Origin of the sequence: Spirillospora sp. NPDC052269 (assembly GCF_040679435.1) — a bacterium.
GTDB lineage: Bacteria > Actinomycetota > Actinomycetes > Streptosporangiales > Streptosporangiaceae > Spirillospora.
Genome location: NZ_JBFAUU010000014.1, coordinates 178,358 through 197,435 on the forward strand (window position 1 = coordinate 178,358; position 19,078 = coordinate 197,435).

15 protein-coding genes are annotated in these 19,078 nt (G+C 73.5%); 7 read left to right on the forward strand and 8 right to left on the reverse strand.

Translation table 11 applies throughout. The features are described from left to right. Window positions 1-25: 25 nt before the first annotated feature. On the reverse strand, window positions 26-1,741 hold the full coding sequence (locus AB0L06_RS28960; protein ID WP_500234275.1) for an ExeM/NucH family extracellular endonuclease: 1,716 nt from the start codon (window positions 1,739-1,741) through the stop codon (window positions 26-28). A 184-nt stretch (window positions 1,742-1,925) separates the two neighbouring features. Here AB0L06_RS28960 and AB0L06_RS28965 point away from each other — a divergent pair, with 184 nt between their 5' ends. The 3 genes from AB0L06_RS28965 (at window position 1,926) to AB0L06_RS28975 (ending at window position 7,159) form a co-directional block, all read left to right on the forward strand. Beyond that, window positions 1,926-2,708, forward strand: a complete 783-nt coding sequence (locus AB0L06_RS28965; protein WP_500234276.1) for an IPT/TIG domain-containing protein — start codon at window positions 1,926-1,928, stop codon at window positions 2,706-2,708. Window positions 2,709-2,909: 201 nt separating this feature from the next. Then, complete coding sequence (locus AB0L06_RS28970; RefSeq protein WP_500234277.1) at window positions 2,910-4,109, forward strand: RNA-guided endonuclease InsQ/TnpB family protein; 1,200 nt, start codon at window positions 2,910-2,912, stop codon at window positions 4,107-4,109. After that, entirely contained in the window at window positions 4,106-7,159 is a 3,054-nt protein-coding gene (locus AB0L06_RS28975) for an AfsR/SARP family transcriptional regulator (RefSeq protein ID WP_500234278.1), read from the forward strand. Before AB0L06_RS28970 ends, AB0L06_RS28975 begins: the two co-directional genes overlap by 4 nt. Here AB0L06_RS28975 and AB0L06_RS28980 read toward each other — a convergent pair. Beyond that, window positions 7,156-8,856 carry an AfsR/SARP family transcriptional regulator gene (locus AB0L06_RS28980; protein ID WP_500234279.1) on the reverse strand — a complete coding sequence of 567 codons (1,701 nt, stop codon included), beginning with the start codon at window positions 8,854-8,856 and terminating at the stop codon, window positions 7,156-7,158. The two genes, AB0L06_RS28975 and AB0L06_RS28980, sit on opposite strands and share 4 nt — an antisense overlap. A gap of 67 nt (window positions 8,857-8,923) precedes the next feature. Here AB0L06_RS28980 and AB0L06_RS28985 point away from each other — a divergent pair, with 67 nt between their 5' ends. After that, window positions 8,924-11,026 carry an AAA family ATPase gene (locus AB0L06_RS28985; RefSeq protein ID WP_500234280.1) on the forward strand — a complete coding sequence of 701 codons (2,103 nt, stop codon included), beginning with the start codon at window positions 8,924-8,926 and terminating at the stop codon, window positions 11,024-11,026. A gap of 2 nt (window positions 11,027-11,028) precedes the next feature. Here AB0L06_RS28985 and AB0L06_RS28990 read toward each other — a convergent pair whose 3' ends face one another. Next, window positions 11,029-12,522 (reverse strand): carbon-nitrogen hydrolase family protein, encoded by a 1,494-nt coding sequence (locus AB0L06_RS28990; RefSeq protein ID WP_500234281.1) that lies wholly within the window; start codon window positions 12,520-12,522, stop codon window positions 11,029-11,031. A 195-nt stretch (window positions 12,523-12,717) separates the two neighbouring features. Between AB0L06_RS28990 and AB0L06_RS28995 the strand changes: the two genes are divergently transcribed. Next, window positions 12,718-13,386: a hypothetical protein gene (locus AB0L06_RS28995; RefSeq protein WP_500234282.1), complete on the forward strand. Its 669-nt coding sequence runs from the start codon at window positions 12,718-12,720 to the stop codon at window positions 13,384-13,386. Between the two features lie 66 nt (window positions 13,387-13,452). Further along, complete coding sequence (locus tag AB0L06_RS29000) at window positions 13,453-14,562, forward strand: cystathionine gamma-lyase (protein ID WP_500234283.1); 1,110 nt, start codon at window positions 13,453-13,455, stop codon at window positions 14,560-14,562. Here the strand turns inward: AB0L06_RS29000 and AB0L06_RS29005 are convergent. Then, entirely contained in the window at window positions 14,559-15,005 is a 447-nt protein-coding gene (locus tag AB0L06_RS29005) for a MarR family winged helix-turn-helix transcriptional regulator (protein WP_500234284.1), read from the reverse strand. The genes AB0L06_RS29000 and AB0L06_RS29005 overlap by 4 nt on opposite strands. 47 nt (window positions 15,006-15,052) lie before the next feature. Between AB0L06_RS29005 and AB0L06_RS29010 the strand changes: the two genes are divergently transcribed. Then, on the forward strand, window positions 15,053-15,541 hold the full coding sequence (locus tag AB0L06_RS29010; RefSeq protein ID WP_500234285.1) for a MarR family winged helix-turn-helix transcriptional regulator: 489 nt from the start codon (window positions 15,053-15,055) through the stop codon (window positions 15,539-15,541). Here the strand turns inward: AB0L06_RS29010 and AB0L06_RS29015 are convergent. From AB0L06_RS29015 to AB0L06_RS29030, 4 genes are all read right to left on the reverse strand, one after another. Continuing rightward, window positions 15,538-16,371, reverse strand: a complete 834-nt coding sequence (locus AB0L06_RS29015) for a family 1 encapsulin nanocompartment shell protein (RefSeq protein ID WP_500234286.1) — start codon at window positions 16,369-16,371, stop codon at window positions 15,538-15,540. The two genes, AB0L06_RS29010 and AB0L06_RS29015, sit on opposite strands and share 4 nt — an antisense overlap. Continuing rightward, a complete protein-coding gene (locus AB0L06_RS29020) occupies window positions 16,368-17,438 on the reverse strand; it encodes a Dyp-type peroxidase (RefSeq protein WP_500234287.1) in 1,071 nt (356 codons plus the stop codon). Before AB0L06_RS29020 ends, AB0L06_RS29015 begins: the two co-directional genes overlap by 4 nt. 110 nt (window positions 17,439-17,548) lie before the next feature. Then, complete coding sequence (locus AB0L06_RS29025) at window positions 17,549-18,367, reverse strand: sulfurtransferase (protein WP_500234358.1); 819 nt, start codon at window positions 18,365-18,367, stop codon at window positions 17,549-17,551. A 227-nt stretch (window positions 18,368-18,594) separates the two neighbouring features. After that, a complete protein-coding gene (locus AB0L06_RS29030) occupies window positions 18,595-19,050 on the reverse strand; it encodes a carboxymuconolactone decarboxylase family protein (protein ID WP_500234288.1) in 456 nt (151 codons plus the stop codon). Between the last annotated feature and the right edge of the window lie 28 nt (window positions 19,051-19,078).

Here is a 19,078-nt window from a genome sequence, read left to right on the forward strand (position 1 = left end):
GCTCCGGGCATCGTCGTTCAGAGGGTCAGCGCAGGTCGATGCCGATCACGACGGGGTCGTGGTCGGACGCCCGGTACGCGTCCGGGTGGTACAGGAACGGCGGGTTGTACTTCGTCTCATAGCCCTCGGCGAGCGGCTCGTCCGCGTTGATGTGCCAGATCGCCGCGCCGGTGACGCGCTTGGACAGCGCCTTCCCGGCCAGGACGTGGTCCAGCTCGCCGGACTGGCCGTCGAACACGTAGCTGTAGCGCTGCGCGGGCTTGACGAACCGCTCGGTCTGGCCGACCAGGCCGCCGGAGACCAGCGCCTTCACCGGGTCCTCGGCGGTGTAGGCGTTGAGGTCGCCGAGCACGACCGGGTTCCTCTCGCCCGCGGCCAGCTCGGTGATCGCCTTCGCCTGCGCGACGCGGCGCGGGTTGAAGCAGCCCTGGCCGTCGCCCTGGTCCTTGTCCGCGCCGGTCGCGCCGGTGCAGCCCTTGGACTTGAAGTGGTTGGCGATGAGCGTGAACGTCGCGCCCTTGCCGCTCGCGAGCCCGAACGTCTGGACGAGCGGCGGGCGCTCGAAGACCGGCGCGTCGGACGAGCGCGGAGCGCCGACCGGACGGACCTTGGCGGGCTTGTAGATCGCCGCGACGTGGATCTGGTCGGTGCCCGGGTTCACGTGCCGGATCCACGCGTAGGTGCCCGCGCCGACCTCGCCGTTGAGCTTGTCGACCAGCGTCTGGATGGCCGAGTCGGCGCCCGCGGCGTCGTTGTTCTCGACCTCCATCAGGCCCGCGACGTCCGGGCTCAGGCCCTTGATCGCCGAGACCAGCTTGGCGAGCTGCCGGTCGCGCTCCTCGACGGAGGTCGCGCCGCGCTCGTTCAGCGTGGTGAACCAGTTCTGGGTGTTGAAGCTGGCGACGCGGACGTCGCCGCCGACCGGGGACGGCTTGGCGTGCCGCGGGTTGGTCCGGGCGAACGTCGGCAGCACCGGCGGCTCGAGCCGGTAGGCGCCGAAGCCCTGCGACACGATCGCGGTCAGGTTCGCCGTGGAGTCGCCGACGCGCAGGACCTTCGGCTTGGTGTACGGCGGGACGGCCGGGTTCTGCACGTTCGAGCCATCGTCCAGCAGGATGCGGTGCGCGTCGTTCCACGCCTGCGTCTTGCCGCGTCCCTCGGTGGGGTTGAAGAGGCGTCCGGCGGACGACAGTGACACCTCGCCGTAGCGGCCGAGGTTGTAGACCTCGGTGGCGGTGAGGCGCTGCTTGAAGCGGACGAGCATGCCCTCGTAGCGCTCCATCGTCACGCCCGCGGGGAGCGGGAGCGAGACGTCGACCGGCTTGATCGGATCGGTCGCGCCGCAGACGTCCACGGCGGACACGGGCGACAGCTCGGTCAGCCCGCTGTACTCGGTCACCTTGCCGGTGACCTGGACGCGGTCGCCCGCCTTGACGTCCTGGGTGGAGAAGACGAACAGGCCCTCGGAGGTCGCCGGGTCGGCATCGGGCGTGGGGTCCTGGATGTAGAACCCCTTGAGCTGGTCGGTGCGGCGGAAGTCGCCGGTCACGACGCCCTCGACGCGGACGGTCTGCCCGGCGAGGGGAGAGGCGTCTCCCGACCCCTGGACCTGCGCGATCCGGTGGTCGGCGGGAGTCTCACAGGCGGTCGCGGGGGTCTCGGCGCGGGCGGTGCCGGAGTATCCGGCGAGCCCGGCGGCGACGACGGCCGCGGCCGCGAGTGCTGATGCTTTTCGGCGCATGGGACGCGAGCGTAGAGGCGGACGTACGCCCCAAACAGAACCAAGGGTGAAGACTCCACCAATTTGTAATGAGTTGGGGTGAATTCGCCGCTCTCCCTCGCCGCACTCCGAGGTGTGCCACCGTGGAAACGGCCCGACCGAACGGAGCGATATGTGTGAGACGTCCCCGAGGTGAGGAACATCCGTGCAGGAGTCACCGGTCGGCAGCGAGTACGCGCGCACCCGCGACATCGTCGCGGTGGCGCTGGTCGTGGCCCTGCTCGCGGTCGTGCTGGTGGCGCTGCTCGTCCAGGCGTGGCCTCCCGCCACGCCTCCCGGCGCGACCGTCGCGCCGGGGCACACGCTGAACTGGTTCGGCTGGCGGACGCACCTGTCCCGCGACAAGTCGATGTTCCTGGTCGTCCTCGCCGCGGGCGCGCTCGGCTCGTGCGTGCACGTGTCGCGCTCGCTGTACTGGTACGTCGGGAACCGGTCGCTGCGGCGCAGCTGGCTGATGATGTACCTGTCGCTCCCGTTCGCGGGCGCGCTGCTCGGGCTGATCGTCTACCTGGTGCTGCGCGGCGGCCTGGTGACGGGCGCGGGCGGCGCGGACGACGTCAACCCGTACGGGATCGCCGCGATCGCCGCGCTGGTCGGACTGTTCTCGCGGGAGACGGCCGAGAAGCTGCGCGCGGTGTTCGCCACACTGCTGTCTCCCGCGGAGCAGGGGCGCGACCAGGCGATGGGTCCGCAGGTCCGGGGCGTGGACCCGGCGGACGCGGCGCCTGGCGAGACCGTCCGCGTCACCGGGGTCGGGCTGGCGTCCGCCACGGCCGTCCGCTTCGGCGCCGCCGAGGCGGAGGTCACGGGCGTCACCGACACCGGGCTCACCACCACCGTCCCGGCGGACGCGACGACCGGACACCTGGTCGTGCGCACCCCGGGCGGCTCCGCGACCAGCCCCGACCCGTTCACCGTCCACCGGTGACCGGGCCCGGACCGGCCGCGACCCAGTCTCAGATCGACATCCGAGAGGGTTTCCGGGGTGACCCACTTCTTGGGCGCGAGCGCGCCCTTCAGTACGCCGTTGGCTCAGCGTGCCGGCGCAGGATCGGCTGGTGAACGTGTCGCCTGCCGGTTTGAAGTATCTTCCGTTCGGCTCCTGAGCCAGGAAGCTATGGTCTTGGTCGTGCAGTTGCGTTACCAGTTCCGTCTCTATCCGACGCCCGGTCAGCGCATCCAGTTGGCCAAGGCGTTCGGGTGTGCACGAGTGGTGTTCAACGACGGGCTGCGTATCCGGCAGGCAGCGCATGGGGCCGGACTGCCGTATGTCACTGACACTGATTTGCAGAAGCAGGTCATCACCGCAGCGAAGAAGACCAGTGAACGTGGCTGGCTGGCTGAGGTGTCCTCGGTGGTGCTGATTCAGGCTCTGGGAGACCTGCACACCGCGTACCGCAACTTCTTCGCTTCGGTCACCGGTAGGCGCAAGGGGGCAAAGGTAGCCCCGCCCCGGTTCCGGTCTCTCAAGGACAAGCGGCAGGCGATCCGCCTCACCCGCAACGGCTTCTCCCTTCGTGCGAACGGCCGCTTGTATGTGGCCAAGGTCGGTGAGATCTCGGTGCGATGGTCCCGTCCGCTTCCGGCTGAGCCCTCCTCGGTCACGGTGCTCAAGGACGCGGCGGGCCGTTACTTCGCCTCCTTCGTGGTGGAGGCCGGCGACGACTCCCTACCGGCCGCCGGGCCTGAGATCGGGATCGACCTGGGCCTGTCGCACTTCGCCGTCTTGTCGGACGGCACCAAGATTTCAGGTCCACGCTTCCTGCGACGGGCGGAGAAGAAGCTCCGCAAGCTCCACAAGGCCCTGTCTCGGACCGAGAAGGGATCAAGGAACCGGGTCAAGGCCCGGACCGAGGTCGCACGTCAGCATGCGAAGGTCGCCGATGCGCGCCGCGAGTTCCTTCACCGGCTTTCCACGAAGATCGTCCGCGAGAACCAAGCGGTGTATGTGGAGGACCTGGCGGTGAAGGGGCTCGCTCGCACTCGCCTGGCCAAGAGCGTTCACGACGCCGGATGGTCGGCGTTCTGTTCCATGCTGGAGTACAAGGCGGCCAGGCACGGCCGCTGGTTCGGCAGGATCGGCCGGTACGAGCCGACTTCCCAAGTCTGCTCGACCTGTGGAGTCAAGGACGGGCCCAAGCCGCTCCACGTACGTCACTGGACCTGCCCACACTGCGACACCGTCCACGACCGTGACCACAACGCCGCGATCAACATCCTGGCCGCCGGACGGGCGGACAGGTCAAACGCCTGTGGAGGCGAGATAAGACCAGCACTCGTGCTGGCACACGCCGACGAAGCAGGAACCCACCCAGGGGCCGCCGAATGAACCGCAGCGGCCCGGCAGGAATCCCCGGTCTTCAAGCCAGGGAGGACGTCAACTCGACACGGCTGCGCTTCACGCTGCTCGGACCGCTGATGGTCCGGCGCGACGGTAGCGAGGAGGACGGCACGCGGATCGGCACGGGATCGCCGCAGCAGGGGGCGCTGCTCGCGGCACTGCTCCTGCGCGGCGGACGGACGGCCGGGATCGGCGAACTGGTCGCCGCGCTCTGGGAGGGCGAGCCGCCCGCCCGCGCGGTGGGCATGGTCCGCACCTACGCGTCCCGGCTGCGGCACGCGCTGGAGGACGACCGGACGCGTCCGCGCGTCCTGGTCTCGGTGGGCGGCGGGTACGCGTTGCGCGTCCCGCCGGAGTCGGTCGACGCGGTCGTGTTCGAGCGGCTCGTCCAGGACGCCCGCGACGCCGCCGGACGCGGCGACCACGCAGAAGCCCGCCGCCTGCTCCTGGACGCCGACGCCCTGTGGGGCGGCGAACCGCTCGTCGGCCTGCCCGGGCCGTCCGCCACCGCGCATCGCGAGCGCCTCCGCCTCCTCCGCCTGGACGCTCTGGAAGCCCGCCTGGAGGCCGACCTGGCCCTGGGCGACCACGCCGAAGCCGCCGTCGAGCTGGCCGCGCTCGCAGCCGCCCACCCCCTGCGCGAGCGCCTCCACGCCCTCCGCATGCTGGCCCTGTACCGGAGCGGACGCCGTGCCGAGGCGCTGGGGGCGTACGCCACCGCCCGCCGCTCGCTCGCGGACGAGCTGGGCGCCCGCCCGAGCCCCGTCCTCCAGGACCTGCACCAGCGCATCCTTCGTTCCGCCGCCGACCTGGAACCGGCCGTCCCGGCCGAGCCGCCCGCATGCGCCGCCACGCGCGCGTACGAGCTGCCCCATGCGGTACCCGACTTCGTCGGGCGGACGCATGAGCTGGCGGACCTCCGCGCGACGCTCACCGACCCCGGCCGAGGCGGACGGCCCGCCCGCGCCCCCGTCATCGTGACGCTCGCCGGAGGCGCGGGCGTCGGCAAGACGACCCTGGCCGTCCAGACCGCGCACCAGGTCGCCGACGCGTTCCCCGACGGCGTCCTCTACGCCGACCTCGGGACGTTCCAGAGCGGCGCGGACGAACCGGACGAGGCCGCCGGGGCCCGGCCGGTCGAGCCGAGCGAGGTCCTCCGCGGCTTCCTGCGGCGGCTCGGCGTCCCGGACGCGCACCAGCCGGACGACGTCGCGGCCGCCGCCGCGCTCTACCGCTCGTGGCTCGCCGACCGGAGGGTCCTGGTCGTCCTGGACAACGCGGGGGACGCCGCGCGCCTCCGGCCGCTCCTGCCCGGCGGCGAGGGCTGCGCGGTGCTCGTCACCGGACGGGCCCGTCCCGCCGCGTTCCCCGTCGACCGCCACCTGGACCTCGACACACTCGGCCGCGCCGAGGCGCTGGACCTGTTCGCGCGCATCGCGGGGGAGGCGCGGACGGCCGCCGAGCGGTCCGCCGCCGAGGAGGTGCTGCGGCTGTGCGACCGGCTGCCCCTCGCCGTGCGGATCGTCGCGTCCCGGCTGGCCGCGCACCCGGACTGGACGGTCGAACGCCTCCTGGCCCGCCTGTCCGACGGCCACCGGCGGCTCGCCGAGCTCCGCATCGGCCGGACGGCCGTCGAGTCCACCTTCCAGCTGGCCTACGAGCACCTGGACGCCGCGCAGGCCCGCGCCTTCCGCCTGCTCGCGCTCTCGGACGCGCCCGTGATCTCGGCCGGGACCGCCGCGGCCCTCCTCGGCACGAGTGCCGACGAGGCCGAGGAGCTCGCCGACTCGCTCGTCGAGCTCGGCATGCTCGCCTCGCCCGCGCCGCGCCGGTACCGCTTCCACAACCTGACCCTGCTGTTCGCCCGGGCCCTCGGCGAACGCCGCGGCCCGGGCGAGCGGCGCGCCGCGTTCGCCCGCCTGCTGGACTACCACCTGGAGGCCCAGCGCGAGGCGCTCGTCCTGCTCGGGGAGACCAGCGCGCAGGCGGCGGGCCCGCCCCGGTTCGCGTCCGCGAGCGCCGCGACCCAGTGGACGACCGACCACCTCTCGGAACTGTTCGCGCTGGTCACGCTGTACGCCGACGACGACGCCCTACCCCTTTCCGGCGTCGCCGAACTGACCCTCGCCCTCGCCCAGCAACTCGACGACGGCTCCCGCTGGGCGGAGTTCGTCGTCGCCGCCCGGATACTCCTGGACGCGTCGCTCTCCGCCGGGGACCGGCGCGGCGACATCGCCGGGAGCCTGCGCGCCGAGATGGCCGGTTCGTTCGTCCTCGGATACCACCTGATCCACCGCGCCAAGGAGCCCGGAGGCACCGCGCTGCTCAGGCGCGCCGTCGGACTCTGCCGTGATCTGGGCGACGAACCGGCGCTCGCCGAGGCCCTGGGCGTCCTGGCGCTGGACGCGTTCTACCGCCGCGACCTCGCGTCCAGCCTGCGCCTTTGCGAGGAGGCGCTCGCGATCGACGTCCGGACGGGGAACCTGCGCGGGCAGGGGACGCGGCTGGCGAACATCGCGCAGCTGCACCTCGCCTTGGGCGACCGGGCGTCCGCGCTCGCCACCGGCTACCAGGGACTCTCGCTGGCCCGCCGGGCGGACGCGCCGGTCGCCGTCGCCTACGCGCTGTACCTGGTCGGGCAGATCCAGGGGGCGCTGGACCAGCACGCCGAAGCGCTCAGCGCATACGACGAGGCGCTCACGGTCTGCTGGACGCACTCGCTGCCGCTGCGCGAGGCGCAGGTGCTCATGCGGATGGCCGAGACGAGGCTCGCGCTGGGCCAGTTCGAGGACGCCGCCGACACCGCCTCGCAATCCCTCGCGGTCGCGCGCGTCATCGGCGTGGACTGGCAGCAGGCGCGGACCCGGGTCGTCCTCGGCCGGGCGTGGGCCGCGCTCGGCCAGACCTCCCGCGCCCGCCGCGAATGGCGCACCGCCCTGGACATCTTCACCGGTCTCGGCATCGCCGAGACCGAGGGCGTCCGCGCCCTCCTGGCCACCGGCGCCCAGCCGAGCCCGACCGGCACCTGCGCCCGCTAGGGGAGGTTCCGGGCGTAGAGGTGGAGCAGGTCGGGATAGCGGAACCGGCCGGGCGACGGCGAGGTCAGGAGGCCGGACCCGATCAGCGCCGCGAGCACGCCCTCGACCTCATCGTGAGGACGTTTCAGCAGCTCAGAGGCCATATCAAGCGAGAAGGAGGGCCCGCCGGCGTGCGCGAGGAGCCGGAAGGCGCGCGCCTGCTCGGCGTCGAGCAGCGCGTACTCGCGCGCGAACGCCGCCTCGACGCCGAGTGTCCCGACCTTCAGCTCGGCGAGGCGGCGGCGTTCGTCCGCGAGGCGGCGGACGAGGGATCCGACCGTCCAGCCCGGACGGGACGCCAGCCGCGCCGCGAGGATCCGGAGGGCGAGCGGCAGCCGTCCGCACAGCGCGACGGCCTCGGCGACGGCCTCCGGCTCGCGCGCGACGCGGTCGCGTCCGGCGACGCGTCCGAAGAACGCGACGGCCTCGTCCTCGGAGAACTCGTCCAGATGGATCGCCTGCCGGACGCACCCCGGCAGGGTCCGGCAGGTGGCGAGCACCGAGCAGTTCCCGCCGGGGAGCAGCGGACGCAGTGACGCGGCGTCCGGCACGTTGTCGAAGACGAGCAGCATCCGGCGTCCGCGCAGTGCCGAGCGCAGCAGCGCGGCCCGTTCCGCGCGGTCCGTGACGTTCTCGGCGCGGACGCCGAGCGTCCGCAGGAAGTCCAGAAGGATCGCGTCGGGATCGCTGCGCCGCATGTCGGCATAAAGCTGGCCGTCGGGATACACATCTCTGACGAGATGGGCCACGCGCAGGGCCAGCGCCGACGCCCCGACCCCGACCGGCCCGCACACCCCGGCGACAGTCGGCCCGCCCGACAGGAGGCGCACGAGCTTCCGGGTCGGCTCCTCGCGCCCGGTGAAGTCGATCAGGTCGGTCGGCAGCTGCGCGACCGCCGAGAACACGCTCGGACCTGCGGCGATGATGCGGCGCAACTCGACCAGGTCGGGATCGGGATCGAGCCCGAGCTCGGCGTCCAGCAGCGACCGCGACCGCTCGAACACCTCGATCGCCTCGGCCCGCCGTCCGGCCCGGTGCAGCGCGAGCATCAGCAGGCGCTGGAACGCCTCCCGCAGCGGATGCGCGGCCGCCAGGAGCGCGAGCTCCGCGACGGCCTCCTCGTGCAGGCCGAGCGCCAGGTCCAGCTCGAACCGGGTCTGGGACGCGACGAGCCGCCACTCCGCGAGCCGCGCCCGCTGGGCCCGCGCGAACGGCCCCGGCAGATCGTCCAGCGGATCACCCGTCCAGAGCGCCAGCGCGTCCGCGACCAGGCGCCGCGCGGAGCCGAGCTCGCCGGACGCCCGCGCGCGCTCGGCGGCGGCGAGCCTGGTCCGGAACAGCGTGGCGTCCAAGGCCCCCTCGGGCAGGACGAGCCGGTACCCGTCCCCGGCGCTGAGCAGCACCTCCGGCCGCGCGCGGTCGGGCTCGACGGCCGAACGGAGCCGTGATGCGTACGTGCGGACGGCGCCGATCGCCTTCTCCGGCGGACGCTCGCCCCACAGCGCCTCCACGATGGTCTGCGCGGCGGCGGCCCGCCCTTCCTGCAGCAGCAGGAACGCCAGCATCGCGCGCTGCTGCGGCGCGCCGAGGCCCAGCTCGGCGTCCCCGCGCCACCCGCGAACCGGTCCGAGCACCGCGAAACGCGGACCATCGCCCATCTGGTCCCTTCCGCCGCAGACGTGACCGACATGCAAAATAACGCCTGAGGGGAACGAGGGGATCGCCATGTCCGACGCGCCGCCCGCCAAAGCTCCGTCCAACGACGCTCCGCCCACCGACGCAGTGCCCGCCACCGCTCCGCCCGCCGATGCCACCCGCACGCCCACCCGCACGCCCGCCCGCACGTCCGGCTGCCGTCCGGTGCAGCCCGGGCAGCTCCCGCCCGATCTGCCCGACTTCACCGGACGGGACGCCGAGACCGCCCGCCTCGCCGCCGCGCTCACCACCCGGGACGGCAGCGCCGTGCCCGTCGTGACCGTCGCCGGGCTCGGGGGGATCGGCAAGACCGCGCTCGCGCTGCACGTCGCGCACACCGTCCGGGACGCCTTCCCGGACGGCCAGCTCTACGCCGAACTGCACGGCGCCGGACCGGCCCCCGCCGCGCCCGCCGCCGTCCTCGCCGCGTTCCTGCGCGCGCTCGGCGCCCCGGACCGGGAGATCCCGCCCGAACCGGACCGCCGCGCCGCGCTCTTCCGCTCCCACCTGGCCGGACGCCGCGTGCTCGTCGTCCTGGACGACGCCCGCGACGCCGCGCAGATCGCGCCGCTGCTGCCCGGCGAGTCCGGCAGCGCCGTCCTGGTCACCGGCCGCACGCGGCTCGCCGAACTGCCCGTCGCCGCGCACCTGGACCTCGCGCCGTTCACCCCGGAGGCCGCGACCGCCCTGCTCGGACGGGTCGCCGGACCCGAGCGCATCGCCGCCGAACCGGACGCGTCGCTGCGCCTGGTGCACGCGTCCGGGCTGCTGCCGCTCGCGGTGCGGATCATCGCGTCCCGGCTCGCCGCCCGTCCCCGGATGCGCCCGGCCGTCCTCGCCGGACGGCTCGCCGACGAGCGCAGCCGCCTCGGCGAACTGCGCATCGGGGACGAGGCCGTCGAGTCCTGCTTCGCGCTCGGCTACGCCCAGCTCGGCATCGAGGAGGCCCGCGCGTTCCGGCTGCTCGCCCTGCACGACGGCCCGGACCTGTACGTCGAGGCCGCCGCCGCGTTGCTCGACCTGGACGTCCTGGACGCCGAGGACCTCTGCGAGTCGCTCGTCGACTCCGGCCTGCTGGAATGCCGTGCGCCGAGCCGCTACGCCTACCACAGCCTGCTCCGCCTCTACGCGCGCGGACTCGCCGAGACCGGCGACGGCCCGGTCTCGTGCGCCCGCGCGTTGGAACGGCTCCTGGAGCACTACCTCGCGGGCATCCGCGGCCTGTTCCGCCAGACGATCCCGACCTACCAGATCTACTGCGAACCCGAGGTCGTCGAGGTGCACCGCGCCGCCGCCGACGCCCTGCACACCGGGACGCCCTTCACGGACGCCGCCGAGATGGTCGCCTGGATGCGCGCCGAGCACGCCAACGTGATGGCCGCGATCCGCGGCTACCTCGCGGGCGGCGGATCGCCCGGACGGCTCGTCGGCCGGCTGTTCGTCGTCCCGTCGCTCGCCGACCGGACGACCGTCCCGGCCGAACTGCTGCCCGGCGGGGTGCTGTTCGCGATGGGCGCAGGCGCGCGCGTCCTCGGCGCGGCGGACGCGGCGATCAGCCTGCTCACCGACGCGCTGGACGTCCTCCCGGACGACGACGCGCTGATCAGCCGCGCCCACGCGCAGCTGTCGGTCGCCTACGGCGAGTCCGGGATGACCGAGGAGGCCCGGCGGCACGGACGCGCCGGGCTCGCGCTCGCCGCGCCCGCGGGCGACGGCAACGCCGAGGGCCTGTGCTGGCTCGGGCTCGGCGTCGCGTCCCTGTACGCGGGCGATCCGCAGCGCGCGCTGCACGAGCTGGAGACGGCCCGGGAGATCTACCGGACGCGCGGCATGCCGCTCCGCGAGGCCTGGTGCCTGCCCCGGATCGTCGTCGCGCACCTGAGGCTGGGCCAGCCGGACAAGGCCGCGGAGCTCGGTGCGCACGCCGCAGAGGTCTTCGCCGAGATCGGCGACGAACACCTCGGCGGACGCGTCCTGTCCCTGCTCGCCGTCGCCCTGGACGAACTGGACCGTCCCGAGGAGGCCGCCCGCGCCCGCGAGGCGGCCGAGACGCCCTGGCACCGCTCGGGCCTGTCGCTGAACGTCCCCGACCAGCACCTCGTCGAGGGCCGCACACCACCCGACCCCGGCTGACGTCAGTCCAGGGTGCAGTCGTCCAGCGGGTCCTCCTCGGGGAGGCCGTCGGACCAGTGCGGGAGCCACGCCTCGTGCGCGGCTCCCGCGTGCAGGACGGGCAGGACGCCGTCCGCCGTGAGGCCGGGTTCGTCGCCGCGTCCGGCGGCGCCGAAGGCGAGCACCGACGCGTAGTCGAGCCGGGCCGCGCCGTCCGGGCCCGCGACCAGGCAGGTGTGCCGGTCGGCGGGCGCCGGCGGGTGCGGCATGCCGTTCCCGACGACCAGGCTGTTGGCGACCACGACCCACGCGCCGAGCGTGTTGACCTGGCGCTGCGCGTTCTGCTCCTCCCAGCGGAACCGCAGGATCGGCTTGGAGAAGATCGGCACCAGCAGGTGGGACGCCCCGGCCGCCATCAGCTCGCGGTCCCAGCGGTCCGCGCGGCTCAGGTCCTCGCAGATCAGGATGGCGAGCCGGCCGAGCGAGCAGTCCAGCAGCCGGACGGCCGCGCCGGGCGCGATGTCCTCCTCGGCGGTGCCCGCGGGCGGCGCGCCGGGCGGAGCCCAGTCGCGCAACTGCTGCTCGCCGAGGACGAACGGGCTCAGCTTGTCCTGGACGAGCAGCTCCGTGCCCGTCCAGCGGTCGATCAGCACCGCCCGGTTCGGCGGCGGGTCGCCCCCGCCGAGCGGCCCGGACCCGAGCATGAGCAGCCGCAGCGGGGAGTTCGGGCGGGCGGTGTCGAACGCGGCCTCCTTCCACACCTCCAGCAGGCCGTCCGACAGCGTCGCCTCGGGCAGGACGGCGATCCGCGCGCCCGCCTCGTCCAGCTTCCGGACGATCGTCCGGATCCGCGCCCGGATCTCCGCCGAGTCGGCCGGGTCGAGCCGGTACACCGTGCGCGCGGCCCGTTCGGCGAATTCGACCCGGATGTCGCCGTAGGACTCCATCAGCGGCGCGCAGCCGACCTCGACCGGCACGTCCCGGGACAGGTGCGGGTCGTGGACGGCGGCCAGCCGGGTGTGCTCGATCCTGTCCCACAGGTGCGGCGGGACGCGGTGGACGCCGAAGAAGTCCGGCAGCGAGCGCATGCCGTCGGGACGTCCGGGCAGGGCGCAGCGGGGGAGCAGCGCGCCGCCCGCCGCCCCGCTGTCGAACCGGCCCTCGACCAGGTACCGGACGGTGATCCCGGTCAGCGCGGCGGCGTCGTGGAACGGCCCGTACGGGTTGGCGAGCGCGAGGGCGCCGTCCAGGGCGAGCAGCAGCGTGAAGCGGCCGCGGTCCTCGTCCGCAGCGACGGTCGCGGCGGTCTCGGCCGGGTCGAGCGCGCCCTCGTCGGCGATACGTTCGCGCAGGTCGTCGGCGGTCTTGCGGACCCGGTCGTCCTCGTACCAGAGGTTCAGGGGCCACGCCCGGTGCAACCGGGCGGGCAGTTCGTCGTACAGGCGGACGAAGAGGTCCGCCGGGTCGGACGGGTACTCCGCGGTCGCGGGCGGGTGCTCCGCGAGCCGTTCCGTCATGTGCGCCCTCCGGGGGGTGACAGCGCGCGGCAGGGGGTTGACACGACCCTATCCCCGACCAGGTAAGGCTTCCGTGTCATTTGGCGCGAACCGGATGAGTCACTTGACATTCACTTGGCATCGACGGACAGTGGAGGAAGGCCGGTCGAGGAGCGCCCGGTCGTAGCGACGTCCACGAGACCGAGGACCCCTGATATGGCGACTACCGCAGCGACGACCCCCGCGTTCGGAGCGAGCCGTGGGCGGCTCGCCGAGGCCGAGCGCCTGCTGGAGACCCTGGAGCACGCGAAGTCGATCGAGGAGGGGCACTTCAGCGCGCTCGGCATGCTCATCACCGACGCGTCCCTCTGTGCCGACGAGCCGGCGCTGACCGCCCTCAAGGACGGCCTCCAGTGGCTCCACCGGACGCGCTACCTCGATCTCCCGGCCCTCGATCCCGACCAGCGCGAGCAGCGCGGCCGGGTGCTCGGCCTCATCGACGTCGCGCACTGGGCGCTGCGGCGGATGCCGTCCGGCCTCCAGCTCGGCCTGCGCCCGGGCGGCCACGCGGCCCGCTTCCTGGTCGCCGTCGCGGCCCGGCCCGGCCGGTCCAACCGCGACCTGGCGACCGAGCTCGGCACCGACGACACCGAGATCAGCCGGGTCGGCCGCCGCCTGCTCGCCGCGGGCGTCGTGTGGCGGCGCAGGGAGTGGCGCAGCAACCTGTGGGACATCACGCCCCGGGGCCGCGCCTACCTGGCCGAGATCGGCATGCTCCCCGCCCCCGCCGACGGCGACGCCCCGGCGCCGTCACCCGCGCCGTCCGGCCCGTCCCGGCGCGGCGTCGACCCCGACCCGGCCCCCGCCCCCCGCCGCCACCCCTGACCCGGGTGACCGGTGCTCTGACCTGTGCCGTTACCCTTCGGGCGAAAGATCCCGAAGGAGGACGGCATGGCCGACGGCGAGAGCACGCGCAGCGTCCGGGCGGGACGGCCCGCCCCCGAGAACCACACGCCGGAGCTGCCCGGCCCGACGTTCGCCGCGCACTTCCACCTGTCCGGCGAGGCCGCCGGCCCCTACACCTACGGTCGCGACACGAACCCCACGTGGACGCTGCTGGAGGACGCGATCAGCGACCTGGAGGGCGGCGGCACGACGACCGTCTTCTCGTCCGGGATGGCCGCCGTGTCCGCCGCGATGCTGTCGCTGGTCTCGTCCGGCGACACCGTCGTCATGCCGGACGACTGCTACCAGACGACCCGTTCGCTGCGGGATCGCCTGGAGTCCTACGGGGTGCGCGTCCGCATGGCCCCGACCGCGGACGACGCGCAGCTCGCGCTGGTCGAGGGCGCGCGGCTGGTCTGGCTCGAGACGCCGTCCAACCCCGGCCTGGACGTCTGCGACATCGCCCGGATCGCCGAGGCCGCGCACGCCGCGGGCGCGCTCGTCGCCGTGGACAACACGCTCGCGACGCCGTTCGGGCAGCGCGTCCTGGACCTCGGCGCAGACCTGGCCGTCGCCAGCGACACCAAGTCCCTGACCGGCCACGGCGACCTGCTGCTCGGCCACGTCACCACCCGCGACCCCGAGCTCGCCGCCTCCGTCCGGACGTGGCGGAAGACGATCGGCGCGATCCCCGGCCCGATGGAGGCGTGGCTCGCGCACCGCTCCCTGGCGACGCTCGGGCTGCGGCTCGAGCGCCAGACCGCGAACGCCCTCGCGCTCGCGACCGCCCTCCGCGACCACCCGCTGGTCAGCGGCCTGCGCTACCCCGGCCTGAAGAGCGACCCGGCGCACGAACTCGCGTCACGGCAGATGCACCGGTTCGGCTGCGTCGTGTCGTTCACGCTGCCGTCGCAGGACGCTGCGGAGGCGTTCCTCGGCGCGCTGCGCCTGGTCGGCGAGGCGACGAGCTTCGGCTCCGTGCACAGCACCGCCGAGCGCCGCGCCCGCTGGGGAGGCGACGCCGTCCCGCCCGGTTTCATCCGGTTCTCCTGTGGCATCGAAGACGCCGACGACCTGGTCGCGGACGTCCTCCTGGCCCTGGACACCCTCGACTAGACGGTTTCGAGGTGGGCGGCGAACCGCCGCAGCATCTCCATCAGCGACCCGAACTCGTCCGGCGTGAAGCACTCGGTCATCCGCGCGCGCTGGACGCCGATCGCGTCACGGATGCGCCGGTGCGCGCGGACGCCCTCGCCGGTCAGCTCGGCCGTGTCGCCGTCGAGGCGCGCCCAGCCGAGCTCGGCCAGCCGCTCGACCTGCGGACGCATCGTCGGCTCGTCCGGCGAGATGAAGGCGTCGAGCGTCCGGTCGAGGTCGGCGATGGTGACGGGCTCGTACGACACGGTGTTGAGCACCTGCCAGCCGCGCCGGGTGAGCCCGTCCTCGGCGAGCAGCCGGCCGAGGTTCGCGCTCAGCGCGCCGTCGATGTGCCGCAGCCAGTACCCGATCGGACGGTCCGTGCGGGCGTCGGGAAAGGCTCCGGGAAAGGTGTCGGTCATCCGTCCTCCAATGCATGTACTTTTACAATGAATGTAGGATGACATGCATGTCGAGCGCAACAGGTGACCAGAGCGAGGCGGTGGCGGCCGTCGAGCGGGCCATGGTGGCGATCCGGCGCAGCCAGACCCGCCGCACGCTGGGAAGACTCGCGGGGCCCGGCGGCATGGACCCGACGCTGTTCGGCGTCCTGGACGCCATCGAGGGGCACGGCGGTCCGTGCGCGGTCACCGATGTCGCCGCCGCCCTCGGCGTGGACCAGCCCCGCGCCAGCCGCCTCGCGCTGCGCGCCGAGGAGGAGGGCCTGGTGACCCGCGGGCCCGACCCGTCCGACCGGCGGCGCACACTGCTGGAGCTCACGGCGGCCGGCCGCGACGGCCTCGACCGCGCGCACCGGATGCGCCGGCGCCTCTTCGCGCAGGTCATGGCCGACTGGCCGGACGGCGACCGGGACGAGTTCGCCCGCCTGATCACGGCGTTCGTGACGTCCTTCGGCGCGACGGTCGCCGCCCCGGGAACCGACAGGGGGACCGGCTAGAAGCCGGTGCGGTGCGACTGCGGGGACGGCCCGGTCAGCGCGACCGCGGACTCGGCCGTGTAGGCGAAGAACGTGAAGCTCTCGATCAGGTACAGGTTGACGCCGGACGCATCGTGACTCGTGTAGCCGATGGAGAGGTCCTGGCCGAGACTCAGCCGGTGGTCGCCGCCCCGGGTGCTCATGACGACGCCGCCGTCGAGCGCCGGAGCCCAGACGATGCCGCCGTCCACCAGCTTGGCGAGGTGCTGGTAGACGGGGTAGCCCTGGTCGGACGAGCGGGTCGCGGCCGTGTAGGCGTCCGAGCCCAGGACGAGCGCGTACGGCCCGCCCACCCCCGCGAGCCGCAGCGTGGCGAGGGCCTCGGCGACGACGTCCGGGTAGTGCGACGCCTCGACGGGCAGCGGACGGGCCGGGGAGGCGGTGACGGCCTCGGACGCGATCCCGGCGATGCCTCCGGGGGCGTACCCGTGGAAGATCGCGCGGTCCTCGGCGCGGGCGAGCTTGGCGGCCGCGTCCTTGGCGGGCTGCCAGTCGGCGTCCCGCGCGCCGCGCTCCACGGCGTCGACGGCCGCGCGGGACACGGTGAACGGCACGGTCAGCTGGACGACCGGACGGCTCGTCCGCAGCGCCGCGGTGACCCCCTCGGCGGGGGAGTCCGCCGCGTCGAGGTGGCCGGTGCCGACGGCCGCGAGCTCGGGACCGGCCGCGTCCGGCACGTCCACCAGGCGGCGTCCGGCGACGCCGCGGGTGAAGGTGCGGCGGACCTCGTCCTCCAGATCGGCCCAGGCCGATGCCGAGATCGGCGCCAGTTCGCGGTGCAGGTTGTTCACGGGGTCTCCTTCAGTCCGCCGATGCCCAGCGACCCGAACGGATCGCCCGGCGCGAGGTCGGTGGCCGCGGCCGACACGGGCGGACCGGCCGCCGCGACGTCGGAGGCGGGCAGGTCGGGCGGCGCGTCGAGGAAGTCGAGGGTCGGGGCGTAGAACAGGGAGCCGGTGACCGCGGCGGAGAAGTCCAGGATGCGGTCGGTGTTCCCGTCGGCGGTGCCGAGGAACATGTTCCGGAGCATCTGCTCGGTCGTCTCGGGCGTGTGGCAGTAGCCGATGAAGTACGTTCCGAACTCGCCCTTCCCGGGGGCGCCGAACGGCATGTTGTCCCGCAGGATCTGCCGCTGCCCACCGTCCGGGCCGACGACGGTGTTCACCGCGACGTGCGAGTCGGCGGGCTTGGAGGCGTCGTCCAGCTCGATGTCGGACAGCTTGCGGCGGCCGATCACCAGCTCCTGCGCCTCCACCGGCAGCGCGTTCCACGCCGGGAGGTCGTGCAGGTACTTCTGGACGATCACGTAGCTGCCGCCCGCGAACTCGGGGTCGTCCTCCGCCGACACCAGCGCCGCGCGCTCGAGGGCGGAACCGCCGGGGTTCTCGGTGCCGTCGACGAACCCGAGCAGGTCGCGCTTCTCGAAGTACCGGAAGCCGTGCACCTCGTCCTGGACGGTCACCGCGCCGCGCAGCCGGTCCATGATGTGCGTGGCGAGCTCGAAGCAGAGGTCCATGGTGCGGGCGCGGATGTGGAACAGCAGGTCGCCGGGCGTGGCCGGCGCGCGGTGCCGGGGACCCTCGAGCTCGGCGAACGCGTGCAGCTCGGCCGGACGGTTCCCGGAGAACAACCGGCCCCAGGCCGCGGAGCCGACGCCGGTCACACAGGACAGGTTCCCCTCGGGGATCCGGAACCCGACCGCCCGGACCAGCCCGGACATGTCGGCGAGCAGCTCGTGCACCACCTGCTCGGCCCCGGCCTCTATGGTGACCACGAGGAACACGGCGGCGTCGGTGAGCGGGCCGAGCACCGCCTGCGGGTCGGGTCGCTGGGGCTGCGGCTGCTGCTGCGGCGGCATGACGAATCTCCTCGATGATCGCGTGGGCCCTAGCGGTGTCTCTACCTTCCCGTGCGGCTCCTCAACCCCAAGCACCGTCCAAAAGCACACGGATGTGTCGTTGATCTCCTTTATCGCCCGGTCTGCACGGGACGTCCGGACGGAAGCCCCCACTCGCTCCACGAACCGTCGTACACGGTGACGTCGCGGTATCCGGCCAGCTCGGCGCCCAGCGCCAGCACGCACGCGGTGACGCCCGACCCGCAGCTGACGACGAGCCGCTCCCGTCCTCCGGCCGCCCGCGCGAAGCGCTCGCGGAGGTCGTCCGGCGGCAGCATGCGCCCGTCGTCCTGAAGGCCCGTGAACGGAAGGCTGACCGAGCCCGGCATGTGACCGCCGCGCAGTCCGTCACGCGGCTCGGGGGCCGTCCCTTCGAACCGTCCCGCCGAGCGCGCGTCGAGCACGGCCCGCTCCGGATCGTCCAGGGCCGTGGCCACCTCGTCCGCGTCCACGAACCACCCGTCGCGCGGCCGCGCCGTGAAGTCACCGCGTCCGACGGGGGCGGAGTCGTGCTCCTCGGTCGGATGACCTGCGGCGATCCACGCGGGCAGCCCGCCGTCCAGGACGGCCACCCGGTCGAAGCCCATGGCGCGCAGCATCCACCAGGCGCGGGCGCTGGAGTAGATGCCCGCCGCGTCGTACACGACCATCGTGTCGTCCGAGTTCACACCGAGCGCGCGCATCTCCTCGGTGAACTGCTCCGCGCCCGGCATGGTGTGCGGCACCGGGCTCGCGTGATCGGACATCGCCCCGTCGATGTCGAACCGCCGCGCTCCGGGAATCCGCCCCGCGCCGCTCGCCCGATGGGTGCCCACGGACGCGTCCAGCACCACCAGCCCCGGCGTCCCGAGCCGCGCCCGCACCCATTCGACATCAACCAAAACTCGCATTTCGTCCACGACCACTCATAATGCCGGACGCCCCCCGCCCACCCCCGACCGCCCGCCCAGGTCGACGCCGGGGAACGCGGCTGAGCGCTGCGTCCGGGGGGACGCACCGCATCACCTGCGAGGGGTCTGGGCTCAGCCCGCCGCGCGCTTCACCAGGTCGGCGTTCTGGAAGAAGCGAGCCATGGCGCTTCTCCTAGCCTTCGTCGTCTTCTGTGGGGTGGGGCGGATCAGCCCCAGGCGCCGGCGATCTGCCGGGTGGTGGCGTTGAGCCGGTTGAACAGGTTCGTGACGCTGATCATCATGACGATCGCGGCGAGCTGCTTCTCGTCGTAGTAGGTGGCGGCGGTGTCCCAGATCTCGTCGCTCACCGAGTCCGGACGGTCCGCCAGGCGCGTCGCGGCCTCGGCCAGCTCCAGCGCCGCGCGCTCCTCGTCGGAGAAGTACGGGGCCTCGCGCCAGGCGGCGGTGGTGGCCAGCTTCTCCTCGCTCACGCCCGCCTTGCGGCCGCCCTTGACCCCGGCGTCGACGCAGGCGCTGCACCCGTTGATCTGGCTGACGCGCAGGTGCACCAGCTCGAGGGTCTGCGCGTCCACTCCGCCGGTGTGGACGGCCTTGAAGAGCTCCTGGATCGGCTTCATCGCGCCGTCGAGGACCTGGGCGGGGTTCTTCATCCGAGCCTGCATGTCGTTCTCCTCTGTCCGTGTCCGGTGT